The organism is Streptomyces sp. NPDC015131, from assembly GCF_043079975.1.
Classification (GTDB): domain Bacteria; phylum Actinomycetota; class Actinomycetes; order Streptomycetales; family Streptomycetaceae; genus Streptomyces.
Window position 1 is genome coordinate 91,863 of sequence record NZ_JBIBVB010000005.1, and the last position, 22,510, is coordinate 114,372.

General features: G+C 74.9%; 22 protein-coding genes and 1 tRNA gene. 11 read left to right on the plus strand and 12 right to left on the minus strand.

What is annotated here, in order from left to right:
* Window positions 1–59 precede the first annotated feature (59 nt).
* From ACF08D_RS20595 to ACF08D_RS20605, 3 genes are all read left to right on the plus strand, one after another.
* Window positions 60–1,418, plus strand: a complete 1,359-nt coding sequence (locus ACF08D_RS20595) for a cytochrome P450 (protein ID WP_392224189.1) — start codon at window positions 60–62, stop codon at window positions 1,416–1,418.
* A gap of 499 nt (window positions 1,419–1,917) precedes the next feature.
* Entirely contained in the window at window positions 1,918–2,151 is a 234-nt protein-coding gene (locus ACF08D_RS20600) for a chaplin (protein ID WP_392224190.1), read from the plus strand.
* Window positions 2,152–2,356: 205 nt separating this feature from the next.
* Entirely contained in the window at window positions 2,357–3,838 is a 1,482-nt protein-coding gene (locus tag ACF08D_RS20605) for a glycosyl hydrolase (protein ID WP_392224191.1), read from the plus strand.
* On the opposite strand, the gene ACF08D_RS20610 is transcribed toward ACF08D_RS20605, so the two are convergent.
* From ACF08D_RS20610 to ACF08D_RS20645, 8 genes are read right to left on the minus strand one after another with little or no spacing between them, the layout of a single operon-like run.
* Window positions 3,831–4,985 carry a GNAT family N-acetyltransferase gene (locus ACF08D_RS20610; protein WP_392224192.1) on the minus strand — a complete coding sequence of 385 codons (1,155 nt, stop codon included), beginning with the start codon at window positions 4,983–4,985 and terminating at the stop codon, window positions 3,831–3,833. The genes ACF08D_RS20605 and ACF08D_RS20610 overlap by 8 nt on opposite strands.
* The gene (locus tag ACF08D_RS20615; protein ID WP_392224193.1) at window positions 4,982–5,638 is read right to left on the minus strand and encodes a lipopolysaccharide biosynthesis protein; all 657 of its coding nucleotides are present in this window, start codon (window positions 5,636–5,638) and stop codon (window positions 4,982–4,984) included. Before ACF08D_RS20615 ends, ACF08D_RS20610 begins: the two co-directional genes overlap by 4 nt.
* Entirely contained in the window at window positions 5,635–6,825 is a 1,191-nt protein-coding gene (locus ACF08D_RS20620) for a glycosyltransferase (protein WP_392224700.1), read from the minus strand. The genes ACF08D_RS20615 and ACF08D_RS20620 overlap by 4 nt, the downstream gene beginning before the upstream one ends.
* A gap of 23 nt (window positions 6,826–6,848) precedes the next feature.
* A complete protein-coding gene (locus ACF08D_RS20625; protein ID WP_392224194.1) occupies window positions 6,849–7,598 on the minus strand; it encodes a polysaccharide deacetylase family protein in 750 nt (249 codons plus the stop codon).
* 24 nt (window positions 7,599–7,622) lie between these two features.
* Entirely contained in the window at window positions 7,623–9,386 is a 1,764-nt protein-coding gene (locus tag ACF08D_RS20630; RefSeq protein WP_392224195.1) for a lipid II flippase MurJ, read from the minus strand.
* Window positions 9,379–10,917, minus strand: coding sequence for an O-antigen ligase family protein (locus tag ACF08D_RS20635; RefSeq protein ID WP_392224196.1), 1,539 nt, complete (start codon window positions 10,915–10,917; stop codon window positions 9,379–9,381). The genes ACF08D_RS20630 and ACF08D_RS20635 overlap by 8 nt, the downstream gene beginning before the upstream one ends.
* A complete protein-coding gene (locus tag ACF08D_RS20640) occupies window positions 10,917–12,401 on the minus strand; it encodes a sugar transferase (protein ID WP_392224197.1) in 1,485 nt (494 codons plus the stop codon). The genes ACF08D_RS20635 and ACF08D_RS20640 overlap by 1 nt, the downstream gene beginning before the upstream one ends.
* Window positions 12,398–13,573, minus strand: coding sequence for a glycosyltransferase (locus tag ACF08D_RS20645; RefSeq protein ID WP_392224198.1), 1,176 nt, complete (start codon window positions 13,571–13,573; stop codon window positions 12,398–12,400). Before ACF08D_RS20645 ends, ACF08D_RS20640 begins: the two co-directional genes overlap by 4 nt.
* Window positions 13,574–13,993: 420 nt before the next feature.
* Between ACF08D_RS20645 and ACF08D_RS20650 the strand changes: the two genes are divergently transcribed.
* The 5 genes from ACF08D_RS20650 to ACF08D_RS20670 all read left to right on the plus strand — a co-directional run bounded on the left by ACF08D_RS20650 (window position 13,994) and on the right by ACF08D_RS20670 (window position 17,080).
* A complete protein-coding gene (locus ACF08D_RS20650; RefSeq protein ID WP_392224199.1) occupies window positions 13,994–14,233 on the plus strand; it encodes a chaplin in 240 nt (79 codons plus the stop codon).
* A 280-nt stretch (window positions 14,234–14,513) separates the two neighbouring features.
* Window positions 14,514–15,278 carry a hypothetical protein gene (locus ACF08D_RS20655; protein WP_392224200.1) on the plus strand — a complete coding sequence of 255 codons (765 nt, stop codon included), beginning with the start codon at window positions 14,514–14,516 and terminating at the stop codon, window positions 15,276–15,278.
* A 288-nt stretch (window positions 15,279–15,566) separates the two neighbouring features.
* Window positions 15,567–15,845 (plus strand): hypothetical protein, encoded by a 279-nt coding sequence (locus tag ACF08D_RS20660; RefSeq protein ID WP_392224201.1) that lies wholly within the window; start codon window positions 15,567–15,569, stop codon window positions 15,843–15,845.
* Window positions 15,846–16,141: 296 nt separating this feature from the next.
* Window positions 16,142–16,642, plus strand: coding sequence for a hypothetical protein (locus ACF08D_RS20665; RefSeq protein ID WP_392224202.1), 501 nt, complete (start codon window positions 16,142–16,144; stop codon window positions 16,640–16,642).
* A gap of 168 nt (window positions 16,643–16,810) precedes the next feature.
* Window positions 16,811–17,080 (plus strand): chaplin, encoded by a 270-nt coding sequence (locus tag ACF08D_RS20670; protein WP_392224203.1) that lies wholly within the window; start codon window positions 16,811–16,813, stop codon window positions 17,078–17,080.
* A 153-nt stretch (window positions 17,081–17,233) separates the two neighbouring features.
* On the opposite strand, the gene ACF08D_RS20675 is transcribed toward ACF08D_RS20670, so the two are convergent.
* On the minus strand, window positions 17,234–18,100 hold the full coding sequence (locus tag ACF08D_RS20675) for a tyrosinase family protein (RefSeq protein WP_392224204.1): 867 nt from the start codon (window positions 18,098–18,100) through the stop codon (window positions 17,234–17,236).
* Window positions 18,084–18,530, minus strand: a complete 447-nt coding sequence (locus ACF08D_RS20680) for a tyrosinase family oxidase copper chaperone (protein WP_392224205.1) — start codon at window positions 18,528–18,530, stop codon at window positions 18,084–18,086. The genes ACF08D_RS20675 and ACF08D_RS20680 overlap by 17 nt, the downstream gene beginning before the upstream one ends.
* Window positions 18,531–18,705: 175 nt before the next feature.
* Here ACF08D_RS20680 and ACF08D_RS20685 point away from each other — a divergent pair, with 175 nt between their 5' ends.
* The 3 genes from ACF08D_RS20685 to ACF08D_RS20695 all read left to right on the plus strand — a co-directional run bounded on the left by ACF08D_RS20685 (window position 18,706) and on the right by ACF08D_RS20695 (window position 20,724).
* The gene (locus ACF08D_RS20685) at window positions 18,706–19,218 is read left to right on the plus strand and encodes a DUF5949 family protein (RefSeq protein WP_392224206.1); all 513 of its coding nucleotides are present in this window, start codon (window positions 18,706–18,708) and stop codon (window positions 19,216–19,218) included.
* Between the two features lie 118 nt (window positions 19,219–19,336).
* Entirely contained in the window at window positions 19,337–19,981 is a 645-nt protein-coding gene (locus tag ACF08D_RS20690; protein WP_392224207.1) for a vitamin K epoxide reductase family protein, read from the plus strand.
* Window positions 19,982–20,154: 173 nt separating this feature from the next.
* Window positions 20,155–20,724, plus strand: coding sequence for a hypothetical protein (locus ACF08D_RS20695; RefSeq protein WP_392224208.1), 570 nt, complete (start codon window positions 20,155–20,157; stop codon window positions 20,722–20,724).
* Window positions 20,725–20,788: 64 nt separating this feature from the next.
* On the opposite strand, the gene ACF08D_RS20700 is transcribed toward ACF08D_RS20695, so the two are convergent.
* Both ACF08D_RS20700 and ACF08D_RS20705 read right to left on the minus strand, forming a co-directional pair.
* A tRNA-Thr gene (locus tag ACF08D_RS20700) sits at window positions 20,789–20,865 on the minus strand.
* Between the two features lie 75 nt (window positions 20,866–20,940).
* Entirely contained in the window at window positions 20,941–22,479 is a 1,539-nt protein-coding gene (locus tag ACF08D_RS20705) for an alpha/beta hydrolase (protein WP_392224209.1), read from the minus strand.
* Between the last annotated feature and the right edge of the window lie 31 nt (window positions 22,480–22,510).

Below are 22,510 nucleotides of genomic sequence, written 5' to 3' on the forward strand. Positions count from 1 at the left end.
CCCCGCCACCGCGCCGCCCGTACCGTTTCGCGCCGGGAGCCGCTGGGCACCCGGGGCCCATGACCCGTACGGACACCGGCCCCGGCACGGCCGCGCACACCCCCGCCCGGGCGTCCGCCCGCGACACCGCCCGGCTGGCCGCCCAGGTCGTCGCGCCCACCCTGGCGGCCGGGGTCGTCGTCCGCAGCCGCACCGGAATGGCCCTCGCCGAGCGCTGCGCCGTCGACCGCCGCGCCACCGGACTGCTCACCGAACTGCGCGGCACCTACGGCCCCGGCCCGCTCCGCGTCGACGTGGCCGGGCGCCGCTTCGCCGTCCTCCTCCACGACGCCGACGCCGCCCGCGTCCTGAGCGGCACGCCCGACCCGTACACCCCCGCCACCCGCGACAAGCGCGCCGCGCTGGAGCAGTTCCAGCCGCACGGCGTCCTGGTGACACAAGGCTCCGAGCGCGACCCCCGGCGGGCGTTCAACGAAGCCGTGCTGGAGTACGGCCACCGGATGCACGGGCTGGCCCCGCGGATGGTGCGCACCGTGCGCGAGGAGGCGGGCAAGCTCCTGGGCGCCACCACCGCCGGGGACGGCGAGATCGGCTGGCAGGCGTTCGGCACCGCCTGGAACCGCACCGTACGGCGGCTGGTCCTCGGCGACCACGCCCGCGACGACACCGCCCTGACCGCGATGCTCGGCAGGCTCCGCACCTCCGCCAACCTGGCCGGCGCCGCACCCCGCCGCACCGCCCTGCGCGGCCGGTTCGAGCGCCGGCTCCGCGGCCACCTGGACCGCGCCGAGCCGGGCAGCCTGGCCGCCGCGCTCGCCGGAACGCCCGCCGGAGCGGGCACCGACCCGGCCGGGCAGGTCCCGCACTGGCTCTTCGCCTTCGACGCGGCGGGCATCGCCGCCTTCCGCACCCTGGCCCTGCTGTCCACGCACACCGCGCAGGAGACCCAGGTGCGCAACGAGCTGGCGGTCACCGACCTCACCGAGCCGCGCCTCCTGCCGTACACGCGCGCGTGCGTCCTGGAGTCCCTGCGGCTGTGGCCGACCACCCCGTTCCTGCTGCGCGAGTCAGTGCGCGAGACCACCTGGGGGAACGACGTGCTGCCGGCCGGCACCGGGTTCCTGATCTACACCCCGCTCTTCCACCGGGACGAGACGCTGCCGTACTCCGACCGGTTCACCCCGGAGATATGGCTGGACGGCACGGCCGAGGACACCGCCGCGCTGATGCCGTTCAGCGCGGGCCCGGCCGGCTGCCCCGGCGAGGACCTGGTGCTGCTGGTCACCTCCACCCTGCTGGCCGCCCTGCTCGAACGGCACACCTACCTCCCCGAGCGCCCCGGCCGGCTGCGGCCCGACCGGCCGCTGCCCCGCACCCTCGACCACTTCACCCTCCGCTTCGCGGCGCTTCCCCAGTAGCCGCGGGAGCCCCGCGGGGCGCTCGCGACCTCCCCCGCCGGAACCACGGGAAACCCGCAGGATCCGGGCAGGGGCTGTGTCATGATGCGAGAGCCTCGCCAAGGCTGCTGTGAACGGAAAGGTTCGGCATGGCCTCTCGCGCCGGTAAATGGCAGCGTGTGCCCCTCATCCCACAGAGCAGGCAAGCGACGGAGGCCGACACGGTCCCCGTCTATTCGGCGTTGACGCGCGAATGGAAAGCGCTGGGCCGGGCCGTCCCCGGTCTCCCGGACCACGAATGGGACGTGCTGACGACCCGCCCCGTGTGGCCCAGCCATTGAGCCATCTGCCCCTCACCGCCGCTCGGCGGTTCGGGTGAATCGGTGCGGAAAGCAGCCGCAGTGGTGTCTTTTCGCTTTCGCATTCGTTGTGATTTTCGCAGTGGAAGCCGGGACTCATCGAGACCCGTTCGTCACGAAATACGTGGCATGACTTCCTCCTGTGGAAAGGAAGCCGAACTATGAAGTGCAAGAAGGCTGCGGTGGCCGTCGCCGGCATCGTCATGGCGCTGGGTGCGGCCGCGCCCGCCGTCGCCGACGCCGAGGCCGAGGGTGCCGCCATTGGCTCCCCGGGCGTCCTGTCCGGCAACGTCGTCCAGGTGCCGGTGCACGTCCCGGTCAACGTCTGCGGCAACACCATCAACATCATCGCGCTGCTGAACCCGGCTTTCGGGAACGTCTGCATCAACAAGTGATGCGACAGCCGGCCTCGGCCGCGTCGTGACAGCCGGTCCCGGAGCGCTCCGGGACCGGCTTTTCGCTGGCCCAAGCGGGCGATGAAATCCACCGACGGCCTAGTGCGGGACGGGACCGCGATCCCGGTCGGCCCATTAAGAATACTTTTGCTCCGAGTGACTGAGTGACGGGCGCAATTCCCGACGCCTCGGCGAAGGAGCGGACATGGGCCACCGGAGAGCGAAGACGAGAGGCGCACGGCTGGGGGTGATCGCGGCCGGTCTGGGCCTGCTGATGACCGGCTCCGTCGTGTCGGCCCTCCCCGGCCACGCCGCGGGCACGGACCCCCGTACGGACACGCGTGCGGGTGTCGGTACGGACACCGGGACGGAAGCAGACACGGCCCCGGAGCCGGTGCCGGAACCGGGGGCCCTGCGGCCGGAGACCGACACGGGGACGGGCCCCGGGTCCGGCGCCGGACAGGAGCGCGGGCACGCACCCGCCGACGGGGACGGGGACGCCGGTACGGGGACGGAAGCCGGTACGGAAGGGGAGGCGGGTACGGAGGCGGAGGCGGGTACGGAGGCGGAGACCGCGCACGGCGCCTACCTGCACTACGGGCCGCTCGGCATCCACCGCATGGCCGGGCTCGCCAAGTGGCTCAAGGGCACCGACCTGCGGGTCGGGCACACCTACCTGCCCGGCGACCTGTGGACCAACATCGAGGGGCGGCCCGGCTTCCTGGAGCACTGGGCCCAGTGGCGGAAGGCCCGCGAGGACCGGCTGTTCGTCCTCAACGTCCCCATGCTGGAGCGCAATGAGAGCCACCTGCCGGACCAGGTCGTCCGCCAGCTGCTCCGGCTGGGCGCGGCCGGGCGGTTCGACCGGCACTTCCGCGCCCTCGGCGAGCGGCTGGTGAGTGTCGGGGTGCCGGACACGGTCGTCGTCCTCGGCTGGGAGATGAACGGCATCACGTACTCCCACCGCTGCGGCCCCGACCCGGAGGCGTGGAAGGCGTACTGGAAGCGCATCGTGACCGCCATGCGCGCGGTCCCGGGGCAGAAGTTCCGCTTCGACTTCGCGCCCAACCGGGGGCGGGACGCCATCCCGTGGACGGAGTGCTACCCGGGTGACGACGTCGTGGACATCATCGGGATGGACTCCTACGACCAGCCCACCGGCCTGACGTTCGAGCAGCAGGTGAACGAGCCCTACGGGCTGCGCGCGCACGTGGAGTTCGCCGCCGAGCACGGCAAGCCGATCTCGTACCCGGAGTGGGGGCTGTTCCGCAACGGCGACAACCCGCAGTACATGCGGGGCATGCTCGACTGGATCGAGAAGCACAAGCCGCTGTACCACACGATCACCGACTACTGCCCGCACGGAGTGTGGCAGTGCGAGGCCAACCCCCGGGCGGCGGAGGTCTTCCGCAGCCGGCTGTCCGGCACGGGCGCCCCGGTCGAACCGGCCCCCGAGCCGGAGCCCGAGCCGCAGCCCGAGGAGCCGGAGCAGCCCGGACAGCCCGAGGAGCCGGAGCAGCCCGGACAGCCCGAGGAGCCGGAGACGCCGGAGCAGCCGGAGACGCCGCAGCAGCCCGAGCAGCCTGAGCAGCCCGGGTGCGTGCCGTTGGACCTCGGCGCGTGGGTGGAGAAGTGGCTCGGACGCAAGCTGTGCGTACGGTTCGAATGGCGCCGTCACCTCACCTGACGAACCGCCGCACCCAGTCGCGGTCACGCAGCCGGTCCGCCGCCCAGCGGCGGCCGGCCGCGTACCCGGCGAGCAGCAGCAGGGGCGCCGCCGTACCGGGGCGGGCCAGCAACAGGCGCTGGTTGACGGCCGGTTCGGGGCGCCAGTGGCTCTTGTACGGCTCCCGGCCGCGCAGCAGGCTCAGCGTGGTGCGCCCGCTGGCGCTGCTCTCCCGGGCGCCGTTGCGCAGCAGCAGGGTCGCCACGTCGACCTTGCTGGTACGCAGGACGGGGTCCGCCCCGTACAGGTAACCGCCGGACAGCAGGGGGGACATCAGGGAGAGGTCGGCGGCGACCACCTCCCCCGCGATGCGGAACTCCGTCACCATCGCGTCCCCCGACTCCACCATCGAGCGCACCGCCCGCTCCAGGTGCTCGGCGAACCGGGGCCTGAGGTGCTCGGGCGTCACCCCGCGCTCCGCCCACTGCCGCCGGTGCAGGTCCAGCAGCCGGCGCAGGGCCTCCGGGACCCCGTCCGGCGGGACGGCGCACTCCTCGATGCCCAGCTTGTCGAGCTTGCGCAGCTTGGAGCGGGCCCGCTGGGCGCGGGACGAAGGGAGCCGCCCCACCAGCTCGTCGATGGGCGCCGCGGGCAGCTCCATGCAGACCGAGTCGGCCAGCCGGCGGCGCGGCCCGCGCCAGGCGGCGTACACCCGCTGGGCGGCGGCCTCCGCCCGTACCTCGCGCAGGTCGATCACGGCGGTACGGGCCAGCCGGCCGAGCGCGCCGGTCAGGACGGGCACCGCCTCCGCCGCGTGGGCGTCGTCCACGAGCACGTCGGAGAAGTCCGAGATCGGCCCGCCCAGATGGGTCAGCACCGGCACCGGGCCGCGCACCAGCCACAGGGCCACCGCGGCCACCAGGAGCCCGTCCCGGCGTACGAGGACGACGCGCAGCCGGCCGGGTGTGCCGTACGAGATCCACCAGGAGTGCAGCCAGGAGTGCGCCTGGAACGGGGTGGCCGTGGCGCACCGCCGGTACAGGCCGGTCCAGTCGGGGCCCAGCCGGCCGAACTCCTCGCCGTCCCGGCAGACGGCGACCTCCCACACCGGGGCCGAGCCCTCCGGCGCCCCCGCCGTCCGCGTGTTGCCCGCCGTCGCGGTGCTCATACCAGCGCCTCCTGCTGCGCCACCGGGCCCGGCACCGAGCCGTAGCCGGTGCGCCGGCCGCGCGGCGCGTACCGGGGCCGCACCAGCAGCGCCAGCCCGCCGAGGAGACCGCCCGCGCAGCCGCCGACCAGCGCGGACAGCGACGCCGACGGCGACACCGGGCTCGTGGGCAGGGCGGCCCGGGTGAACTGGAGGACCTTCACCCCGGTGCTGGTCTCGGTGTGGGTGCCCTTCTGCACCAGCGCCCTCGCCACGCTGTCCGCCATCCCGGCCGCCGTCGCGGCCTCGGGCGCCCGCGCGGTGACGGCGATCATCGGGGCGTCCGGCGAGGTGACGGCCTGCACGTTCGCGCGCAGGGTGGCGGCCGGCACCCCGGCGGCGACCTGGGCGTCGCCGACGACCGCGATGTCGGTGGCGACCCGCCCGTACGCCTGTGCCAGGCCCATGGCGCCGGCCGGGTCGGACTTGGCGGTCGGGACGACGACGACGTAACTCGTCGCCGCGTACTCGGGGCTCTTGAGCAGTCCGTACCCGCCGCCCGCGAGCACGCCCAGCAGGACGGCGGCCGGGACGAGCCAGCGGCGGCGGGTGCGCTTGAGCCGGGTCAGCCAGCCGATGGCGCGGCGTACGGCGAGGGACTGGGTCGTGGTCATCGTCGGTTCGCTCCGTCGTGAAGGCGGTCGTGGAGGCGGTCGTGAGGGCCGTCGTGGGGGCGGTCGTGGGGATGGGGGTGGGGGTGGGGGTGTGTCCGGGCGCGGGGGGCGTGGAGCGTCTCGTACAGGTGCTGCAACCGGCGCGCGCTCCGCGCGATGTCGTAGTGGTGTACGGCGGCGGGAACCGGGAGCCGCTCCCGGCCGGCCTCCGCCAGCGCGGCGGCCACCTCGGCGACCGTCCCGCCGATCCGCAGCGCTCCGGGGGCGAGGCCGGGCGGCAGGTCGTCGAGCGCCGGGCACACGACGTACCGCACCGGGAGGCCGGCGGCGAGCGCCTCGACGATCGCGAGGCCGAACGCCTCCTCGTCGGACGCGGACACGAACACGTCCATCGCCGACAGCAGGCCCGGCAGATCGCCGTCGGCCGCGCCCGCCCACACCACCCGGTCCGCCGCCCCGCACTCCCCCGCGACCCGCTCCAGGGCCTCCCGCTCGTCGCCCTCGCCCACCAGCAGCAGCCGGGCGTCCCCGGGCAGCGCGGCCACCGCCCGGATCACCGTGTCGAAGCGCTTGCCCGGCACCAGCCGCCCGACCCCGCCGACGACGTACGCGTCCGGCGCCAGCCCCAGCCGCCGCCGGGCCTCCCGCCGCGCCTCCGGGTCGAAGGCGAAGCGCCGGGCGTCGACGCCGTTGGGCACGGTCCGGACGCGGCCGGGGTCCACCCCCCAGTCGGCCAGCCGCCGGGCCACCGTCGCGGAGACGGCGACCGTCGTCGTACCGAGCCGTTCCCCGGCCAGGTACAGGGCGCGGGCGCCCGCGGTCAGGGGGCGGCCCTCGATCCGGGCGGCGCCCAGGGAGTGCTCGGTGGCGACGACCGTCCGTACGCCCGCGAGCCGGGCGGCGATCCGGCCGTACAGGCACGCCCGGTACAGATGGGTGTGGACGACGTCGAAGGAGCCGTTCCGGATGAGCCGGGTCAGGCGCGGCAGGGCGGACAGGTCGCGGTTGCCGCGCATCCCGAGGTGGGTGACCGGCACCCCGTCGGCCCGCAGGGCGGCGGCGACCGGACCGGGGTTGGTGAGCGTGACGACGCTGCTGCGGACCCGGTCCATGTGCGGGAGCAGCAGGCGCAGTTGCTGCTCGGCGCCGCCGATGCCGAGGCCGGTGATGACATGCAGGACGCGCAGCGCCCGGCCGGGCTCCGGGGCGCTCATGAGACCGGCACCGGGCCGCGCGGGACGGACACCGGGGCGCGCCGCAGCCCGTGCAGCCGGCGTTTGGCGTGCAGGCGCCAGCCGGTGTCGCCCTGCCCGATGTGGACGCGGGGCAGGGCGAGGACGCCGCCGAGGCGGCCGGGGTCGATGGCGGCGGCGTAGCCGTACCCGGCCGCGCGCACGGCGGCCACCGCCCGCTCGTCGACGTGCCCGTACGGGTAGCAGAAGCCGTCCGGCGCGGTGCCGGTGAGCGCGCGGAGCGCCTCGCGGGCGCCGGCGGTCTCCTCGCGCAGGACGTCCTCGGGCGCGCCGGTCAGGGAGACGTGCCGCATGCCGTGGGCGGCGACCTCCATCCCGGCGGCGGCGCAGCGGCGTACGCCGTCCTCGGTGAGCAGCGGTTTGCGGGGGCCGAGCGCGTCCCACTCGTTGGTGCCGCCGAGCCGGCCGGGGAGGACGAAGACGGTGGCCGTGCAGTCGTGGCGGCGCAGCAGGGGCACGGCGTGGTGCAGGAAGTCGGCGTACCCGTCGTCGAAGGTGAGCCCGACCAGGCCGCGCGTGTCGCCGTGGCGCTCCGCGTACAGCAGGAGCTGCCGCAGCCCGACGCCGCGCAGGCCGTGGTCGCGCAGCCAGCGCAGCTGCCGGTCGAGGCGGTCCGGCGAGACGGTCACTCGGTAGGGGTCGTCGTCGGTGGTGTCGTCGACGGAGTGGTACATCGCGACCCACAGGGGGATGCGCGGCTGTGTCATGAACGGGCCTTTTCCTGGGCGGGGTTACGGGCGGGGCCCGGCCGGCCCCCGGGAGCCGGCGGGGCGGTGGACGGTACGGACGGCGGAGCGGACGAGGGCGGGGACCACCGGGGCCCTCAGCGCGCAGGCGGTGGCGGTGAAGGCGGCCGGGACGGTCAGGCACGCGAGCGCGACGGCCACCAGGGGCGGTCCGGCCGCGCACCACCACCCGGCGGCGGTGGCGGTGGCCGCCGCCGCGGTGAGGCGGGCGAGCCCGGCGGCCAGGCGGCGCACGTCGAGCGGCACGCTCTGCCGGTGGGCGCCGAGCAGGAGCAGGGCGGCGGTCAGCGAGATGCCGAGCGCGTTGGCGGCGGCGATGCCCGGGGCGCCCCAGGTCCCGGCCCACGCGCTCCCGGCCGCCGCGGTGACGGCGATCCCGCCGAGCATGACGGCGGCCGGGTACCACAGGGGGCGGGACGCCGAGAAGTAGCAGCGGACCAGGGCGCCGACCAGCGTCTGGCCCAGCAGCCCGAGGGCGTACACGCGCATGACGGACGCCGTGGCGGCGGTGTCCGCGCCGTCGAACGCGCCGCGCTGGAAGAGCGCCTGGACGATCTGCGGGGCGGCGGCGACCACGGTCGCGGCGCCGACGAGGACGATCACCGCGGCGAGCAGCAGGTCGCGTTCGGCCCGCCGCCGGGCGGTCGCGGTGTCGCCGGCCGCGAGGGCGCGGGCGACGACCGGAAAGCTGACGGTGCAGATCATCAGGGACAGCACCATCGGCAGCTGGGCGACCTTCTGGGCGTAGTTGAGGTGCGAGATCGCCCCGGCGGGCAGCGGCGCGGCGAGGAACCGCTCGACCAGCACCTGCGACTGGCGGCTCACGGCGAAGACGATCACCGGAGCGAGCGCGGCCAGGGCGAGCCGGGGCGCGTGGTGGTCTTTGGGTGAGGGCTTCGGGGCTGACGAGGTGGGTTCTCCGGCGGGTCGGCGGCCGGGGTCGGCGGGTTCTGCGTGGGTTTGGCTCGGGGCGGCGGGGTCTCCGGCGGGCCGGCCCGGGCGTACATGGCGCCACAGCGACGGCGCCTGGATCAGCACCATCAGCGCGCCGCCCGCCGCGACCCCGGCCGCCGCCGCGCGCACGCCCCAGGTCCCGGGGCCGAGGAGGACGACCGCGGCGATGATGCCCGTGTTGTACGCGGCGTAGATCGCGGCGGGCGCGAGGAACCGGCCGTGCGCGCGGAGCACCGCGCTGGCGTAACCCGCGAGGGCGAAGGACAGCAGGCAGGTGGCCGTCAGCCGGGTGCAGTCGACGGCGAGCTGCCGGTCGGGCAGGCCCGGGGCGAGCAGCGGGACCACCTGGGGCGCGGCGAGGACGAGCAGCCCCGCGGCGGCGCCCGTGCCGAGGAGGGTGCCGGGCAGGGTGGCCCGGACAAGGGCGCGTACGGGATCGGGGGCGGGGCCGGCGCCGGGGCCCGGGGCGGTGCCGGGCACCCGGTCCGCCCGGCGCGCGAGTGCGGCGGCGAACGCGGGGACGAGGACCAGGGCCATGCCGTCCTCGATGAGGAGGGTGGCCGCGAACTCCGGGACGGTCCACGCCACGAGGAAGGCGTCGGTCCCGGTGCCCGCGCCGAAGGTGCGCGCCAGCAACTGGTCCCGGACCAGCCCGAGCAGGGCGCCCAGCGCCGTGAGGGCGGCCGTCAGCGCGGCGGCCCGGGCGAGCACCCGGCCGGACGGCGCCCAGGCCGGCGCGGGGGCCCCGGCGTCCGGGCGGGTGGCCGTCGTCGTGGCGGGCGGGGCGTCAGCCATGCGCGGCTCCCGTGGTGGCGCCCCGGCCGCGCGGCGGGGCGGGCGCTCCGGCGGGCGGGCACGCGCGCGTGGCGGGCGGTACGCCGCCGGTGGTGGCCCCACGGGTCGCCACGCCGGTGCCCCCGACCGCACCAGTGCCACTGCCCGCGAACGCGTCGGTGCCCCCGAGCGCCCCAGTGCCACTGCCCGCGACCGCACCGCTGCCCCCAAGCACACCGCTGCCCCCGACCGCCCCCGGGGCGAAGGCCCACCAGGCCGCGAGGCCGAGGACCAGGGCGGTGAGCACCGTCGCGGGGCCGCCGATGTCCGCGTACGCGAAGTCCACGAGCTGCCACACCAGCAGGCCCACGGCGACCAGCCCGCAGGCGGGCGGCGGCCCGGCGGGGAGCCCCGGCCGGAGCGCGCCGGCGGGGCGGGCGTCCATCAGGCGGCGCACGGCGCACACCAGCAGCGCGAGCCAGCCGCCCGCGACCGTCAGCAGCCCGATCAGCCCCTGCTCGCCCAGCACCAGCAGGTACATGTTGTGCGGCGACAGCAGCGGCTGGCGCTGGTAGCCCTGGCCGGCGCCGGCGGTGTCGCTGCCCGAGGAGAGGCCCAGCGAGGCGTTGGTGTCGCGGTACTGGGGGAAGCCCTTGAGCCCGACGCCGGTCAGCGGCTCGGAGCGCCACATCCCGGCGGCGGCGGCCCACATGGTGTACCGGTCGGTGACCGAGCGGTCCGGGGCGTCCGTAACCTGGGAGATGCTCGCCACCCGCTCCTGGACCATCTGCGAGCCGACGCCCAGCCCGCCCACCAGCACCACGCCGAGCGCGGCCGCCACCAGCCCCACCCGTACCGCCCGGCGCAGCCCGGTCAGGGCCAGCAGCAGCGCGCAGGCGGCCACGGTGGCGATCCAGGCGCCCCTGCTGAACGACACCACCAGCGGGACGAGCAGCAGCCCGCCGCACACCAGGGCCCAGGTCCCGGCGCGCGACCGGGCGCGGTCCGGGCCGCCCAGCGCGATCCCGGTGGCCGCGACGATCCCGTACGCGACGACCGTCGCCATGCCCATCACGTCGCCGGCCCCGAAGGTGCCGACCGCCCGGACGTCCTCCCCCATGTAGGACGCGCCGGTGCCGGTGGCGTACTGGACGACGCCGAGCGCCCCCTGGGCCAGCGCGAGGGCGATCACCGCCCAGGCGACCACGGTGAAGTCGCGCCGGTCGCGGACCGTGAGCACCACGGCCAGCGGGACGAGCACGAAGACCTGGAGGTAGCGGGCGACGCCCGGGAGGCTCACCGAGGGGTCGTACGAGGTGACGGCGGCGGCGCACACGCCCAGTACGGGCAGCCCGAGGACGGCGGCCCCCGTCCGGGACAGCGGCCGTGCCCGGTGCCGCGCCACCCGTACGGCGCAGACGGCGACCAGCAGGGCGGAGGCCGCGTCGGCGGCGGTGCCCGTGCCGGAGGCGCCGTGCGGCGGCGGGACGGCGAGCAGCGCGACGACGGCGAGCAGCGGGAGGAGCGGCGCCCACCGGGTGAGCAGCGGCATCAGCTGCCCGCCGGGCGGATCAGGGAGGCCGCGGTGCGCAGCAGGATGCAGACGTCCTGCCAGAGCGACCAGTGGTCGATGTAGTGGTTGTCGAAGCGGCACCGGTCCTCGATGGAGGTGTCCCCGCGCAGGCCGTGCACCTGCGCGAGGCCGGTCAGCCCGACGGGCATCCGGTGGCGGGCCGCGTAGCCGGGGTGGAGGCGGCTGAACCGGTCGACGAAGTAGGGGCGTTCGGGGCGCGGCCCGACCAGGCTCATGTCGCCGCGGAGCACGTTCCACAGCTGGGGCAGCTCGTCGAGCGACGTCCGCCGCAGCAGGGCGCCCACGGCGCTCATCCGCTCGTCGTGCGCGACGCTCCAGCGGGTCGCGGCCTCCTGGGCGTCGGCGGGGCGCAGGGTGCGGAACTTCAGCAGCGTGAACAGCCGGCCGTCCTGCCCGACCCGCTCCTGACGGAAGATCACGCCGGGCCCGTCGGACAGCCGTACGGCGGCGGCGCACAGCAGCAGGACCGGGGCGAGCGCGGCGAGCATCGGCCCGGCGACCGCGATGTCGAGGAGCCGTTTGGCGGGCCGGCCGCGCCGGCCGGGCGGGGCGGCCAGCCGGCGGCACGGGTGGCCCCACAGGTGCCCGCTCATGGGGGCGCCCCCGGGGCCCGTACCGCCGTCGCCGTCCCCGACCTGCCAGCCGGTGCAGCCGTAGTGGTGCAGCAGCGCGACCAGGTCGGGCTGTCCGGGGCCGAGGAACACCGCGTCGCGGACGCTGTTCTGGATGACGGCCCGGTGGATCTCCTCGGGGGTCGTCAGGACCGGAAGGGCGGGCGGGGCGGACGCGGCGTACGACGACGGCGGCGCGGGGGCCGCGGGGGCCGAGGGCGCGGGAAGTGACGATTCGTCGGCGGACGGCGGCCGGTGGGCCGCGACGACACCGACCGGCCGCATGCCGTACTCGGGGTGCTGGGCGAGCGTGCCGGCCAGCCGCCGCGCGGCGGGCGCGGGCCCGACGACGAGCGCCGAGCGCGGACGGGCGCGGGCGGCGGCACGGCGGCGGTGGTGCAGCACGGCGCGGCAGGCGCACACGGCGGCGAGATGGACGGCGTACGCGGCGGCCAGCGCCGCCGGGCCGAGGGCCCGCCCGGGGCCCTGGGTGCCGAGCAGCGCCGCCGCCGCGCACCAGGCGACGGCCGCGCGCCCGGCGAGGGCGGGCAGCTCGTCCAGTACGGAGGCGAGGGCACCGGGCCGGTAGAGCCCGGCGTGGGCGTTGAGCGCGGCCACGCCCGCGGTGAGCTGCATCAGCAGCCCGGCGCCGCGCTGTTCGGGGCCGAGCACCAGCGCGGCCAGCAGGACGGCGGCGCAGTCGGCGGCGACCAGGGAGGAGACGAAGGGCGGCGCGGGGACCGGGCGGCTCGGCGGCAGGGCCACCCGGTCCGCCCTGCCGCGGGGCGGGACGACGGTGGCGGTGGCCGGGCTGGTGCTGTCCGTGGTCACTGGGAGATCGGCTCCCTGAGTTCGGGCCGCGGCGCGGCGGCCACCTGGTGGTACACGTCCGCGATGGCCGCGCCGGCGCGGCGCACGTCGAAGCGGTGCAGGACGTGCCGCTGGGCCCGGCGGCCCAGGGCCTCGCGCAGGACCGGGCGGCGCAGCAGGGCGGCGAGGGCCCCGGACAGGGCGGCCGGGTCGCCGGGGCGGACCAGGCAGTACGTCTCGGCGCCGGGGGGCAGGCTCTCGCGGGCGCCGTCCACGTCGGTGAGGACGGCGGGCCGCCCGGCCGCCATGGCCTCCAGGGGCGCGAGGGCCATCCCCTCCCAGCGGGACGGCTGGACGGCCAGGTCGGCGGCCCGGTACCAGGGCGCCGAGTCGGTCACCGCGCCCGCGAAGGTCACCGGGCGGCGGGCGCCGGCCCGCCGGGCGGCGTGCAATTCGTTGGCGGTGGCGCGCAGCTCGTCTGCGGCGGGGCCGTCGCCGACGAGGACGAGCCGGGCGTCCGGGACCTCGTCGAGGACGGCCGGCCATGCCTGCAGCAGCAGGTCCTGCCCCTTCTGGCGGCACAGCCGGCCCACGCACACCACGAGGGGCGCGGTGGGCGGGAGGCCCAGCGCGGCGCGGGCGGCGGCCCGGCCGGGGCCCGCGGTGAAGCGGCGGGCGTCCACACCGTTGTGGACGACGGAGCAGGGCGCCCGCACCCCGGCGTGCTCGCCGCGCCGCCGCTCGGCCTCGCTGACGCAGATGACCCGGTCGGTCCAGCGGGCGGCCCAGCGCTCCCAGCGCGTGGCGAGGGCGCCGGTCACCCCGTCGACGGCCTCGAAGGACCAGGCGTGCGGCTGGTAGACGGTGGGGATCCGGCCGCGTACCGCGATCCGGGCGGCCAGCCCGGCCTTGGCGCTGTGGGCGTGCACCAGGTCGGGGCGTACGAGGCCGACGAGTGCGGTGATCCGGCGGCTCTCGGCCACCAGCCGGGGGCCGGGCTCCCGGCCGGCCCGCCAGGGGTGGACGTCGGCGCCGCGCGCGGTGACGGCTGCGGCGAGGGGGGTCCCGGGCGGGCAGGCGACGGCGACCCGCATTCCCAGGTCGAGCTGCGCGGCGACCACGTCGGTGACCACACGGGCCACCCCGCCGTCACCCGGCTGGACAACGTGCAGTGCGGTGAAGGGGGGACGCACGCGTGACCCTTTCTACGAAGCTTTTCCGGGAAGCTCCGCCGCGAAGCCGGTCTGCTTTCGGCGGTATTCGGCGGCGGGCGGCGCTGCGGGCGCTCGGGCGAAATTGTCAGCGGCGCGCGGGATGCGGGAACGCCGGCACTGCAAGAACCTCTGAATTCCCCATGGTGGTTCTCCGCTTTGACGAGTGAGGCCACGTCGAGCGAGACGTACGTTATAACTCACCAAACACGATCAGAAGCATGTGAAACACCGCCGGAGCAACGCGCCTGATTTCGCGTGGCGTTGACGTGTCGGCGTGTCGCGCGGGGGCCCGGCGGGCGCGTCACCCATTCGGTCCCGCAACCGGCCAAATGCTGGGGCGTTGTTGGTGTAGCCGGCCACGTCGGCCGCCGAGCATCACCAACCTAGGAGTTCCTCACCATGTCCCGTATCGCGAAGGCAGCCCTCCTGACCTCCGCCGTCGCCGCGTCCGTCGCCGGTGCCACCGGTGTCGCGCACGCCGACTCCGAGGCCGAGGCCGTGGCCGCGCACTCCCCCGGCGTCATCTCCGGCAACGCGGTCCAGGTGCCGATCCACCTCCCGGTCAACCTGTGCGGCAACACGATCGACGTCATCGGTCTGCTGAACCCGACTTTCGGCAACGTCTGCGTCAACGACTGACGCGACGCTCCGGGCGAAAGCCGGAAACGACGACAGTGCGCCATCCCCGCGGGGTGGCGCACTGTCGCGTGTACGGCGCAACCGGCCACTCCATCGGCGGCGCGGGGCCCTTGTCGCGGCCGTCGCCGGCGGTGGTGATTTCCGGGCAGGTCAGGGGGCCCGATTCACCCGCCGGGCCCCTTCGCGCTTGTCACACGTACCGCCCTCGTGCGTTTGCGCGCCATAAAAGGCCGTCCCACGGTGATGTCACGTTCTCGACGCATCACTGGAAGGAAAAGGCATGCGTCTCCTGACTCCCCGCCGCGTGGCGGTCACCGCACTCTGTGCCGCGCTCACGCTCGGTACGGCGGGACCCGCGTTCGCCCACTCCCTGTCCTCCGCCCCCACAACCGCCGCACAGCAGTCGAAGGCGCCGCAGGACATCGGCGACATCCTCGGCTCGGTCGGCAGCGTCATCGACGCCGTACTCGGCACCGTCTCGGGCGCCGGCGGCACCCAGACGCAGACGCTCCCCGCCGCCGCGACCGACCAGCAGATGAAGGACCTCGCCGCGGCCATCGAGGAGCTGCGCAAGGCGATGGCCGAGTCCGGCGCCGCGACGGGCACCGGTACGGCGGCCGGCACCACCGCCCCGGCCCCGGTCGCCCCGGCTCCGGTCGCCCCGGCGCCCGTCGCCCCGGCACCCGTCTCGCCGGCGCCCGTCTCGCCGGCGCCCGGTGAGGCCGCGGACGCCCCGAACGCCGGCGCCGCCGCCGCGGACGAGATGGACGTGCCGGACACGGCGGACCCGGCCGCCGGCACCGCCGACATGGACAAGGCCCTCGCGGCGATGGACAAGGCGATCGACAACCTGGTCGCGGCGGCGGTGAAGGGCCAGGGAACCGCCTCGGCGGCCGAGGTCCAGGCGGCCACCCAGACGCTGATGGACAGCATCATGCGTGACGTCGCCCAGATGACCGGCACCCCGGCGACGGGCATGAACACGCTGCCCGCCACCACCCTCCCGGCCACGACGGTCCCGCAGTCGCCCACCACCGGTCTGTAGGCCGCCCCGGGCAGTCCGTCCGGCGGCCGTGCCGGCTCAGTTCCCGCTGAGCCGACACGGCCGCCGGCTTTCTTGTGCCCATCGCCTTCTCATACTGATCGGAGAATCCGACCTGTCCGACCCGCTCGTATCGTTCGGGTGCAGTGCCGAGAATTCCCGGCTCGCGGAGTTTCCCCCGCGCGGAGGGCTCGTTACAGAAGACGACGCACCGCACCGGTCTCGATCAAATGCCGTGTGCGATACGTCAGTTGCAGCGAACAGACGCCGTTCCAGGAAGGACTCACTCCCATGAAGCCCACCAAGGTTGCTGCTGTCGTCGCCGGTTCCGTGATGGCCCTGGGTGCCGCCGCGCCCGCCTTCGCCGTCGACAGCCTCACCCCGTCCAGCCTCAACGGAGGAGTCGAAGCACTGGGCAAGCGCGGTCTGACCGAGGCCGTCCCGACCGACGCGGTCGGCAAGGTGACGGACGGCAAGGCCGTGGGCAAGGTGCAGGACACCGCCGGTGGCCTGGCGCCCGCCAAGGACGCCGCCACGCCGCTCCTCGGTGGCCTGCCGCTGGGCAAGTAGGGGCGCGCCCGGCGCGCCGGCGCCGGAAAGCGCCACCGTGCGCGCGACGCCGCCGGGGCCGACGGGAAACGTGGACGTTTCCGTCGGCCTTTCGGCGCGTCCGGACCCGTCCGGATTGCCAGGGCCCCGTCCGCAATGCCGGGCCCCGCCCGCATTCCCCGGCCCTCGCCGGCGGGCATTACTGCAATCAGGCGAAATCCTGACGCTTTTCCCGGCGCGTGCTCGTTCTCCGGGGCAGCACCGTACTCACAAGCCGGAAGGCGTACGCAGGAATGAACCTGAAATCTCAGGCCGGTATGGGGATTTTCGTCACGTGCCTCGCGTCGGCGGCGATGGCCTCGCCCGCCGCGGCGGCCGCCCCGTCCGTACCGGTCGCCCCCGTGGACGTCCCGCTGCACGGCCTCGGCACCGTACTCCCCATGGAGACGCCGACGCTGCGTACCGGCGTGCCCGTGCCGCTCCCCGGCGGGCCCATGGGCTTCACCGAGCACGGCGAGGGCCGGATGCAGCCGGTGGTCCTGCCGCAGCTGCCCCTCACCACGGGCGTCCCGGAGACGCTGGTCAGCGCCCCGCTGCCGAGCGTCGTCGAGGGCGAGACCGGCCGCGCGGAGGTCGCCTCGCCCGCCTCCGCCGTACAGGCGACCACGCCGGGCGCGATCCTGGGCTCGCCGCTCACCCTGCCCCGGGCCGAGTCGCTCGGCCTGCCCGGCGCCGAACTGCCGCAGGCCGGCTTCCTGACGCCGACCGTGACGGGCGCGCTGGACTCGACGCTCGGCCTGGCGCAGCCGGAGAACTGAAACCGGCCCGCTCCCCGCGGCACTTCTGCCGGCAGGGCCGAACGGGCGAACCCGGTGCCACGGGCGGCCGTTGGAGTGGCGTGGCCGTTACCGGGCCCCGGGAACGCCGTTGTAGGGGAGTGACGACCGCAGGTCCGCGGTCGGTTTTCCCCGTACAAGGAGATTTCGATGTCTCGCATCGCGAAGGCTGCCGCCGTCCTGGTCGGCACGGGCGCTGTCGTTCTGAGCGGTACCGGCATGGCCGTCGCCGACGCCGAGGCCGAGGGCGCTGCCGTCGGTTCCCCCGGTGTCATCTCCGGCAACGCGGTCCAGGTCCCGGTCCACATTCCGATCAACCTGTGCGGCAACACCATCGACGTCATCGGCCTGCTGAATCCGGCGTTCGGCAACCAGTGCGCGAACGTCGACGACAAGAAGGACAACGGCTACGGCGGCTGAGCCACGGCGCGTCGTCGCGCCGCGTACGGCCCCCCGGCTCACCGGCCGGGGGGCCGTTCCGCGTCCGGGGGCCGTTCCAGTGTCCGGGAGGCCGTCGGGGGATGCTCCGCGTCCGGGGCCGTTCCGGTGTCCTGAAGCCGCGCCCGGGCCGGGTCACTCGTAGCGGTAGAGGCGGTGGTGGTCGGCGACGGACGCGGGGGTGGCCCGGAACGGCGGCATCGGCTCGTCGCGGGCGACGACGCGCCCGCGCTGGGACGACCCCAGCGGGGGGTGGGTCGCGGGCAGGTAACCGGCCCGGGGGTTCTTCCGCTGCCAGCGCGACCAGACCAGGTCGATGAACGAGTGGTGCAGCCAGAAGACCGGGTCGTTGACCGAGGCGCCGCCCAGCATCAGGCCGCCGACCCACCGGTGGACGCGGTTGTGCGTGCGCCAGCGGCCGGTGCCGCTCGCCCGGCCCCAGCCCTCCAGGGCGTTGCGGAAGCCGGTGCGGCTGGTCGAGTCGTAGGGGGCGGAGTCGTAGACGGTCTCCTTCTCGGCGGCGGCCAGCTCCTGGCGGGTCGGCAGGCCGACGGGGTTGGCCGGATTGCCGAAGTTCCTGGTGAGGAAGCGGTTCTCGGTGACGCCCACGGTGATGGGCCAGTCGCCCCTGGCGTACGCGAACGGCCCGGTCATCACCTGGTGGTCGCCCTTGCGCCCGTTGCCGCCCAGGAAGTCGTCGCCCCACAGCGAGGCGGCGGGGGTGTTGTCGCGGGTCCAGTCCCAGTAGGGGACGGTCACCGTGGGGTCGACGGCCCTGAGCGCCCGCTCGAACTCCAGCAGGTACTGCCGGTGCCAGGGCAGGAAGGACGGCGCCATGTGGGCGACCCGCAGGCCGTCCTCGCCGTCCGCGGTGTAGTACTTCACATGCGTACGGACGAAGTCGTCGTACCGGCCGCTCCGCTTGAGCTCCAGCACCGCGTGGACGAACTTCCTCCGCTCGGCGGCGGTCAGGTCGCGCTGGTTCTTACGGACGTACGCCATGGTGTCCTCCTCCGAGGGCCAGTCGGGCCGGACCCAGCTCGTCCACGGCGGCGCGGGCGGCCGCGAGGGGCGTGTCGTACGCCTGGTAGTGGTCGACGGGGGTCAGGTAGCCGCCCCCGGCGCACCGCATCAGGTGCAGCGGCCGGCCGTCGATCCGGGCGCCGTACCGCGCGTCCGACCGGATGTGGCGGCCCCGGTACATCTCGTCGAACACGTCCGCCACGCCCGCGCCGAACCGCCGCCCGCCGTCCGCGGGACCGCCCCCGGCGCCGTCACCGCCCGCGCCGGCGGCCCGGGTGCCGTCGGCGCGCGTGGTGGCGACATGGGCCAGCGCCCCGCCGGTGAACGCGGTGACGGCCAGGGTGAACAGCGCCCGCGAGACGGCGCGGCGGCTGGGGAGGAGGCGGGACAACGGCTGTGTGACGCTCATCGATCGGGCTCCCTGCTGGTCGGCTCCCCCCGGACAAACGACCCCGTGGACGAACCGTTCCGGCGGGTGTCACCGCGTCCATTACCCGCCCAGGTGAATCACCGCCCCGGCATATCGGCCGAACGGGTGGAAACCGGCGCAAAGGCTCGGCAAGGCGCCAGTACCATCCGGCACCATGACTTCTTCCACCACCGCCACGACGCCGGGCCGGCAGGACTCCGTCGTCGGCACCCTCACCGTCATCCCCTGGGCCAACGAGCCCGACGCCGAGTCCGACGCCCCCGTCCTCCCCTTCCTGATGGTGTACTCCCTCGGGGACGGCCGCGACGGACCCGAGGCTGGCGCGGAGGCGCTGCGCGGCGAGCTGGAGAAGACCGGCCTGTCGGTCGGCGACAAGGTGACCGACCTCTCGCGCGAGACCCGCGTCCCCGTCACGCTGCTGGTGGAGGCCGAACAGGCCGTGCTCACCCTGCCGTTCATGAAGGTGCAGTGCCCGGTGCCGCCGGAGTGGGAGAAGGCCGCCCACGAGACCGGCAAGGCGTACCTGATCTGCTCGCTGTGCCCCTGGCCCGAGGCGGTGCAGGGCAAGCCGGTGAGCGAGGAGCAGCTGCGGGCGTTCCTCGGCGACGAGGAGCTGATCGCGCAGAGCGCCCACTGCCTGCTGCCCGTCCGCCGGGTGCGTACCTGACGGGGAAAGGGCCCCGGTGGCGGGGGCGTTGACCCGTCGCCGGGGGCCGTCGCTCGTTCCGGTGGAAGACGCCCGGGGGGCGGCACGACGAAAGGATTCCGCGTGTAACGTCGCCGCCATGACGATGACGCGCGTGAAGGACGAGGCCCCCCTCGCCCGGCCCGGGGACGCCGGCCCGGCCCCCGCGGCGGTCGGCGCCGGCCGGGCGTTCGCCTGGATGCTGATGGTCACGGGTGCGGCGGGGGTGCTCGCCGCGTGGGTGATCACGCTGGACAAGTTCAAGCTGCTGGAGGACCCGAACTTCACGCCGGGGTGCAGCCTGAACCCGGTGGTCTCCTGCGGCAGCATCATGAAGAGCGAGCAGGCGTCGGTGTTCGGCTTCCCCAACCCGATGCTGGGCCTGGTGACGTACGGCATGGTCGTCGCCATCGGCGCGGGCCTGCTGTCCGGTGCCCGCCACCGCCGCTGGTTCTGGCTGGGCCTGAACGCCGGCACCCTCTTCGGGGTGGGCTTCTGCACCTGGCTGATGCAGCAGTCGCTGTACGAGATCAACGCGCTGTGCCTGTGGTGCTGCCTGGCCTGGGCGGCCACGATCGTCATGTTCTGGTACGTCACCGCGCACAACGTCCGCCACGGCCTGCTCCCCGCCCCGCGCGCGGTGCGCGGCTTCCTGGACGAGTTCACCTGGGTGCTGCCGGTGCTGCACATCGGGATCATCGGGATGCTGATCCTGACCCGCTGGTGGGACTTCTGGACGAGCTGACGCCCCCGGTGGCGGTGGGGCGTTGAAGGAAGGCCGGGTCACGGAGGACGTGATCCGGCCTTCGTGGTCCAGCCGGCGATCACCTATCCAGGTCACAACGTGGACAGACACCCTCAACGGCGGACACCCGGCAGGAGGATGCCGACAACGCATCCACCACCCCTGGGGGACTCATGAGTGACGCCACGCCACCACCCATGCCCAACTGCCCGCCCCCGCTTCCTCCGTCGGCGGTGACGCCCCGGAAGTCCCGTACCCATGCCGTCATCATCGGCTCGGCCGCCGCCGTGATCGCCGCGGTCGTCGCCACCGGCGTCATCGTCAACGGGTCCGGACACGACGACAGCAAACCGGCGGCCACCGCCGCGCCGAACGCCACGGACGAGGCCGTCACCACCACCGACGCCGACGCACCGACCCCGGAGCCGACGTACGCGGAGGTCGGCGTCGGCAGCTTCACCATCGGGCTGCGCACCACCCAGCGGCAGTGCTTCGGGTCGGCGGGCTGCACCCTGACGGTCGAACCGGAACTGACCCACGTCGGCGACAGCGGGGCCATCGCCCCGGACGCCGTGTACGAGATCACCTACGAGATCCGGGGGGACCAGTCGGGCCCGGTCATCGGGACGGCCGAGCTGTCGGACCGGACGAGGCTGGACTACACGCCGTCAGTGCTCAGCACCTCTTCCGCGGAGACGAAAGTGTCGGTGAAGATCACCGACGTGGTGGAGCGGGGGTACTGAGGCGCCGCAGATCACCCGGGCAACAGAGAACCCCAGGCCGGTATCTTCCGGACCTGGGGTCTGATGGAGCCGCCTTCGGGATTCGAACCCGAGACCTACGCATTACGAGTGCGTTGCTCTGGCCAACTGAGCTAAGGCGGCACGCCGGGCGCACCCGGCAGTGGGTGCGGCAGCGGGGACAAGTCTACACAGGTCCCGGGAGTGCCTCGTACCGCGTCAGCTGCAGCGCTTGCCGGGCGGGGGGACCGTGCCGTCGAGGAGGTAGGTGTTGATCGCGGTGTCCACGCAGTCGCTGCCGCGGCCGTAGGCGGTGTGGCCGTCGCCGTCGTAGGTGAGGAGCGTGCCGGAGGAGAGCTGGGCGGCCAGGGAGCGGGCCCACTTGTAGGGGGTGGCCGGGTCGCGGGTGGTGCCGACGACGACGATCGGGGCGGCGCCCCTGGCCTCGATGCGGTGGGCGGCGCCGGTGGCCTTGGCGGGCCAGTAGGCGCAGTTCAGGGACGCCCAGGCGAGGCCCTTGCCGAAGACGGGGGACGCCTTCTCGAAGGACGGGACCGCGGCGGCGGCCTCGGCGGGGCCGGTGAAGGCGGGGGGCTGGTCGAGGCAGTTCACGGCGGCGTTGGCGTACATCAGGTTCGAGTACGTGCCGTCCTCCTCGCGCTCGTAGTAGCTGTCGGCCAGCGCCAGCAGGGAGGAGCCCTCGCCGCCCATCGCCCGGGTGAGGGCCTCGCGCAGCTGCGGCCAGGCGGACTCGTCGTACATGGCGGCGATCACGCCCGTGGTGGCGAGGGCCTCGCCGAGCGGGCGGCTCTCGCCGGTCGGGACGGGCTTGGCGTCCAGCGCGGCGAAGAACGCCTTGAGGCGGGCGGACGCGGCGGCGGTCGAGCCGGTGCCCAGGGGGCAGTCGGGCTGCTTGACGCAGTCGGCGGCGAAGGCCCGGAAGGCCGTCTCGAAGCCGGCGGTCTGGTCGCGGTTCAGTTCGGCGGTCGGCAGCGACGGGTCCATCGCCCCGTCCAGGACGAGGCGGCCGGTGCGGGTGGGGAAGAGTTCGGCGTACGTGGCGCCGAGGAAGGTGCCGTAGGAGGCGCCGACGTAGTTCAGCTTCTTGTCGCCGAGCACCGCGCGCAGGATGTCCATGTCGCGGGCCGACTCGACGGTGGAGACATGGGGCAGCACGCGGCCGGAGAGCTTCTGGCAGCCGGCGGCGAAGTCGCGGAAGGAGGCGGCGAGACGCGCGGTCTCCCGGTCGTCGTCGGGCGTCTGGTCCACCTGCGTGTACGCGTCCATCCGCGGGCCGTCCAGGCAGCGGACCGGTTCGCTGCGGGCCACGCCGCGCGGGTCGACGGCCACCATGTCGTAACGGGCGCGGACGGGGGCGGGGTAGCCGATCCCCGCGTACCCCTGGAGGTAGCCGACGGCCGAGCCGCCGGGGCCGCCGGGGTTGACCAGCAGCGAGCCGATGCGGGCGCCGGGGCCGGTGGCCCGCACCCGGGACACGGCGAGCCGGATCTGCTCGCCGTCCGGCTCGGCGTAGTCGAGCGGCACCTTGAGCGTGGCGCACTGGAAGCCCTCCACGCCGCAAGCCCGCCAGCTCAGCCGCTGGCCGTAGTACGCCTTGAGCCGCTCGGCCGAGGCGGCCACCGACGCGGCCGGGGCGGAGGCGGCCGGGGTCGTACCCGCTTCGGTGCAGCCCGCCAGGAGGAGACCGGCGAGCGAGAGGGTGACGGCGGACGTGCGGAGCAGGCGGCTGGATTCCATGTCCGGAGCGTATCCGTCCGCTCACGTCACG

Excerpts from the sequence above, each read along its gene's own strand:
- ACF08D_RS20665 (WP_392224202.1), top strand. The coding sequence starts at position 16,142 with ATGGGGATTTTCGTCACGTGCCTCGCGTCGGCGGCGATGGCCTCGCCC.
- ACF08D_RS20625 (WP_392224194.1), bottom strand. The coding sequence starts at position 7,598 with ATGACACAGCCGCGCATCCCCCTGTGGGTCGCGATGTACCACTCCGTC.
- ACF08D_RS20685 (WP_392224206.1), top strand. The coding sequence starts at position 18,706 with ATGACTTCTTCCACCACCGCCACGACGCCGGGCCGGCAGGACTCCGTC.
- ACF08D_RS20690 (WP_392224207.1), top strand. The coding sequence starts at position 19,337 with ATGACGATGACGCGCGTGAAGGACGAGGCCCCCCTCGCCCGGCCCGGG.
- ACF08D_RS20675 (WP_392224204.1), bottom strand. The coding sequence starts at position 18,100 with ATGGCGTACGTCCGTAAGAACCAGCGCGACCTGACCGCCGCCGAGCGG.
- ACF08D_RS20605 (WP_392224191.1), top strand. The coding sequence starts at position 2,357 with ATGGGCCACCGGAGAGCGAAGACGAGAGGCGCACGGCTGGGGGTGATC.
- ACF08D_RS20670 (WP_392224203.1), top strand. The coding sequence starts at position 16,811 with ATGTCTCGCATCGCGAAGGCTGCCGCCGTCCTGGTCGGCACGGGCGCT.
- ACF08D_RS20635 (WP_392224196.1), bottom strand. The coding sequence starts at position 10,917 with ATGCCGCTGCTCACCCGGTGGGCGCCGCTCCTCCCGCTGCTCGCCGTC.
- ACF08D_RS20695 (WP_392224208.1), top strand. The coding sequence starts at position 20,155 with ATGAGTGACGCCACGCCACCACCCATGCCCAACTGCCCGCCCCCGCTT.
- ACF08D_RS20655 (WP_392224200.1), top strand. The coding sequence starts at position 14,514 with ATGCGTCTCCTGACTCCCCGCCGCGTGGCGGTCACCGCACTCTGTGCC.
- ACF08D_RS20630 (WP_392224195.1), bottom strand. The coding sequence starts at position 9,386 with ATGGCTGACGCCCCGCCCGCCACGACGACGGCCACCCGCCCGGACGCC.
- ACF08D_RS20600 (WP_392224190.1), top strand. The coding sequence starts at position 1,918 with ATGAAGTGCAAGAAGGCTGCGGTGGCCGTCGCCGGCATCGTCATGGCG.
- ACF08D_RS20680 (WP_392224205.1), bottom strand. The coding sequence starts at position 18,530 with ATGAGCGTCACACAGCCGTTGTCCCGCCTCCTCCCCAGCCGCCGCGCC.
- ACF08D_RS20610 (WP_392224192.1), bottom strand. The coding sequence starts at position 4,985 with ATGAGCACCGCGACGGCGGGCAACACGCGGACGGCGGGGGCGCCGGAG.
- ACF08D_RS20705 (WP_392224209.1), bottom strand. The coding sequence starts at position 22,479 with ATGGAATCCAGCCGCCTGCTCCGCACGTCCGCCGTCACCCTCTCGCTC.
- ACF08D_RS20650 (WP_392224199.1), top strand. The coding sequence starts at position 13,994 with ATGTCCCGTATCGCGAAGGCAGCCCTCCTGACCTCCGCCGTCGCCGCG.
- ACF08D_RS20660 (WP_392224201.1), top strand. The coding sequence starts at position 15,567 with ATGAAGCCCACCAAGGTTGCTGCTGTCGTCGCCGGTTCCGTGATGGCC.
- ACF08D_RS20595 (WP_392224189.1), top strand. The coding sequence starts at position 60 with ATGACCCGTACGGACACCGGCCCCGGCACGGCCGCGCACACCCCCGCC.
- ACF08D_RS20615 (WP_392224193.1), bottom strand. The coding sequence starts at position 5,638 with ATGACCACGACCCAGTCCCTCGCCGTACGCCGCGCCATCGGCTGGCTG.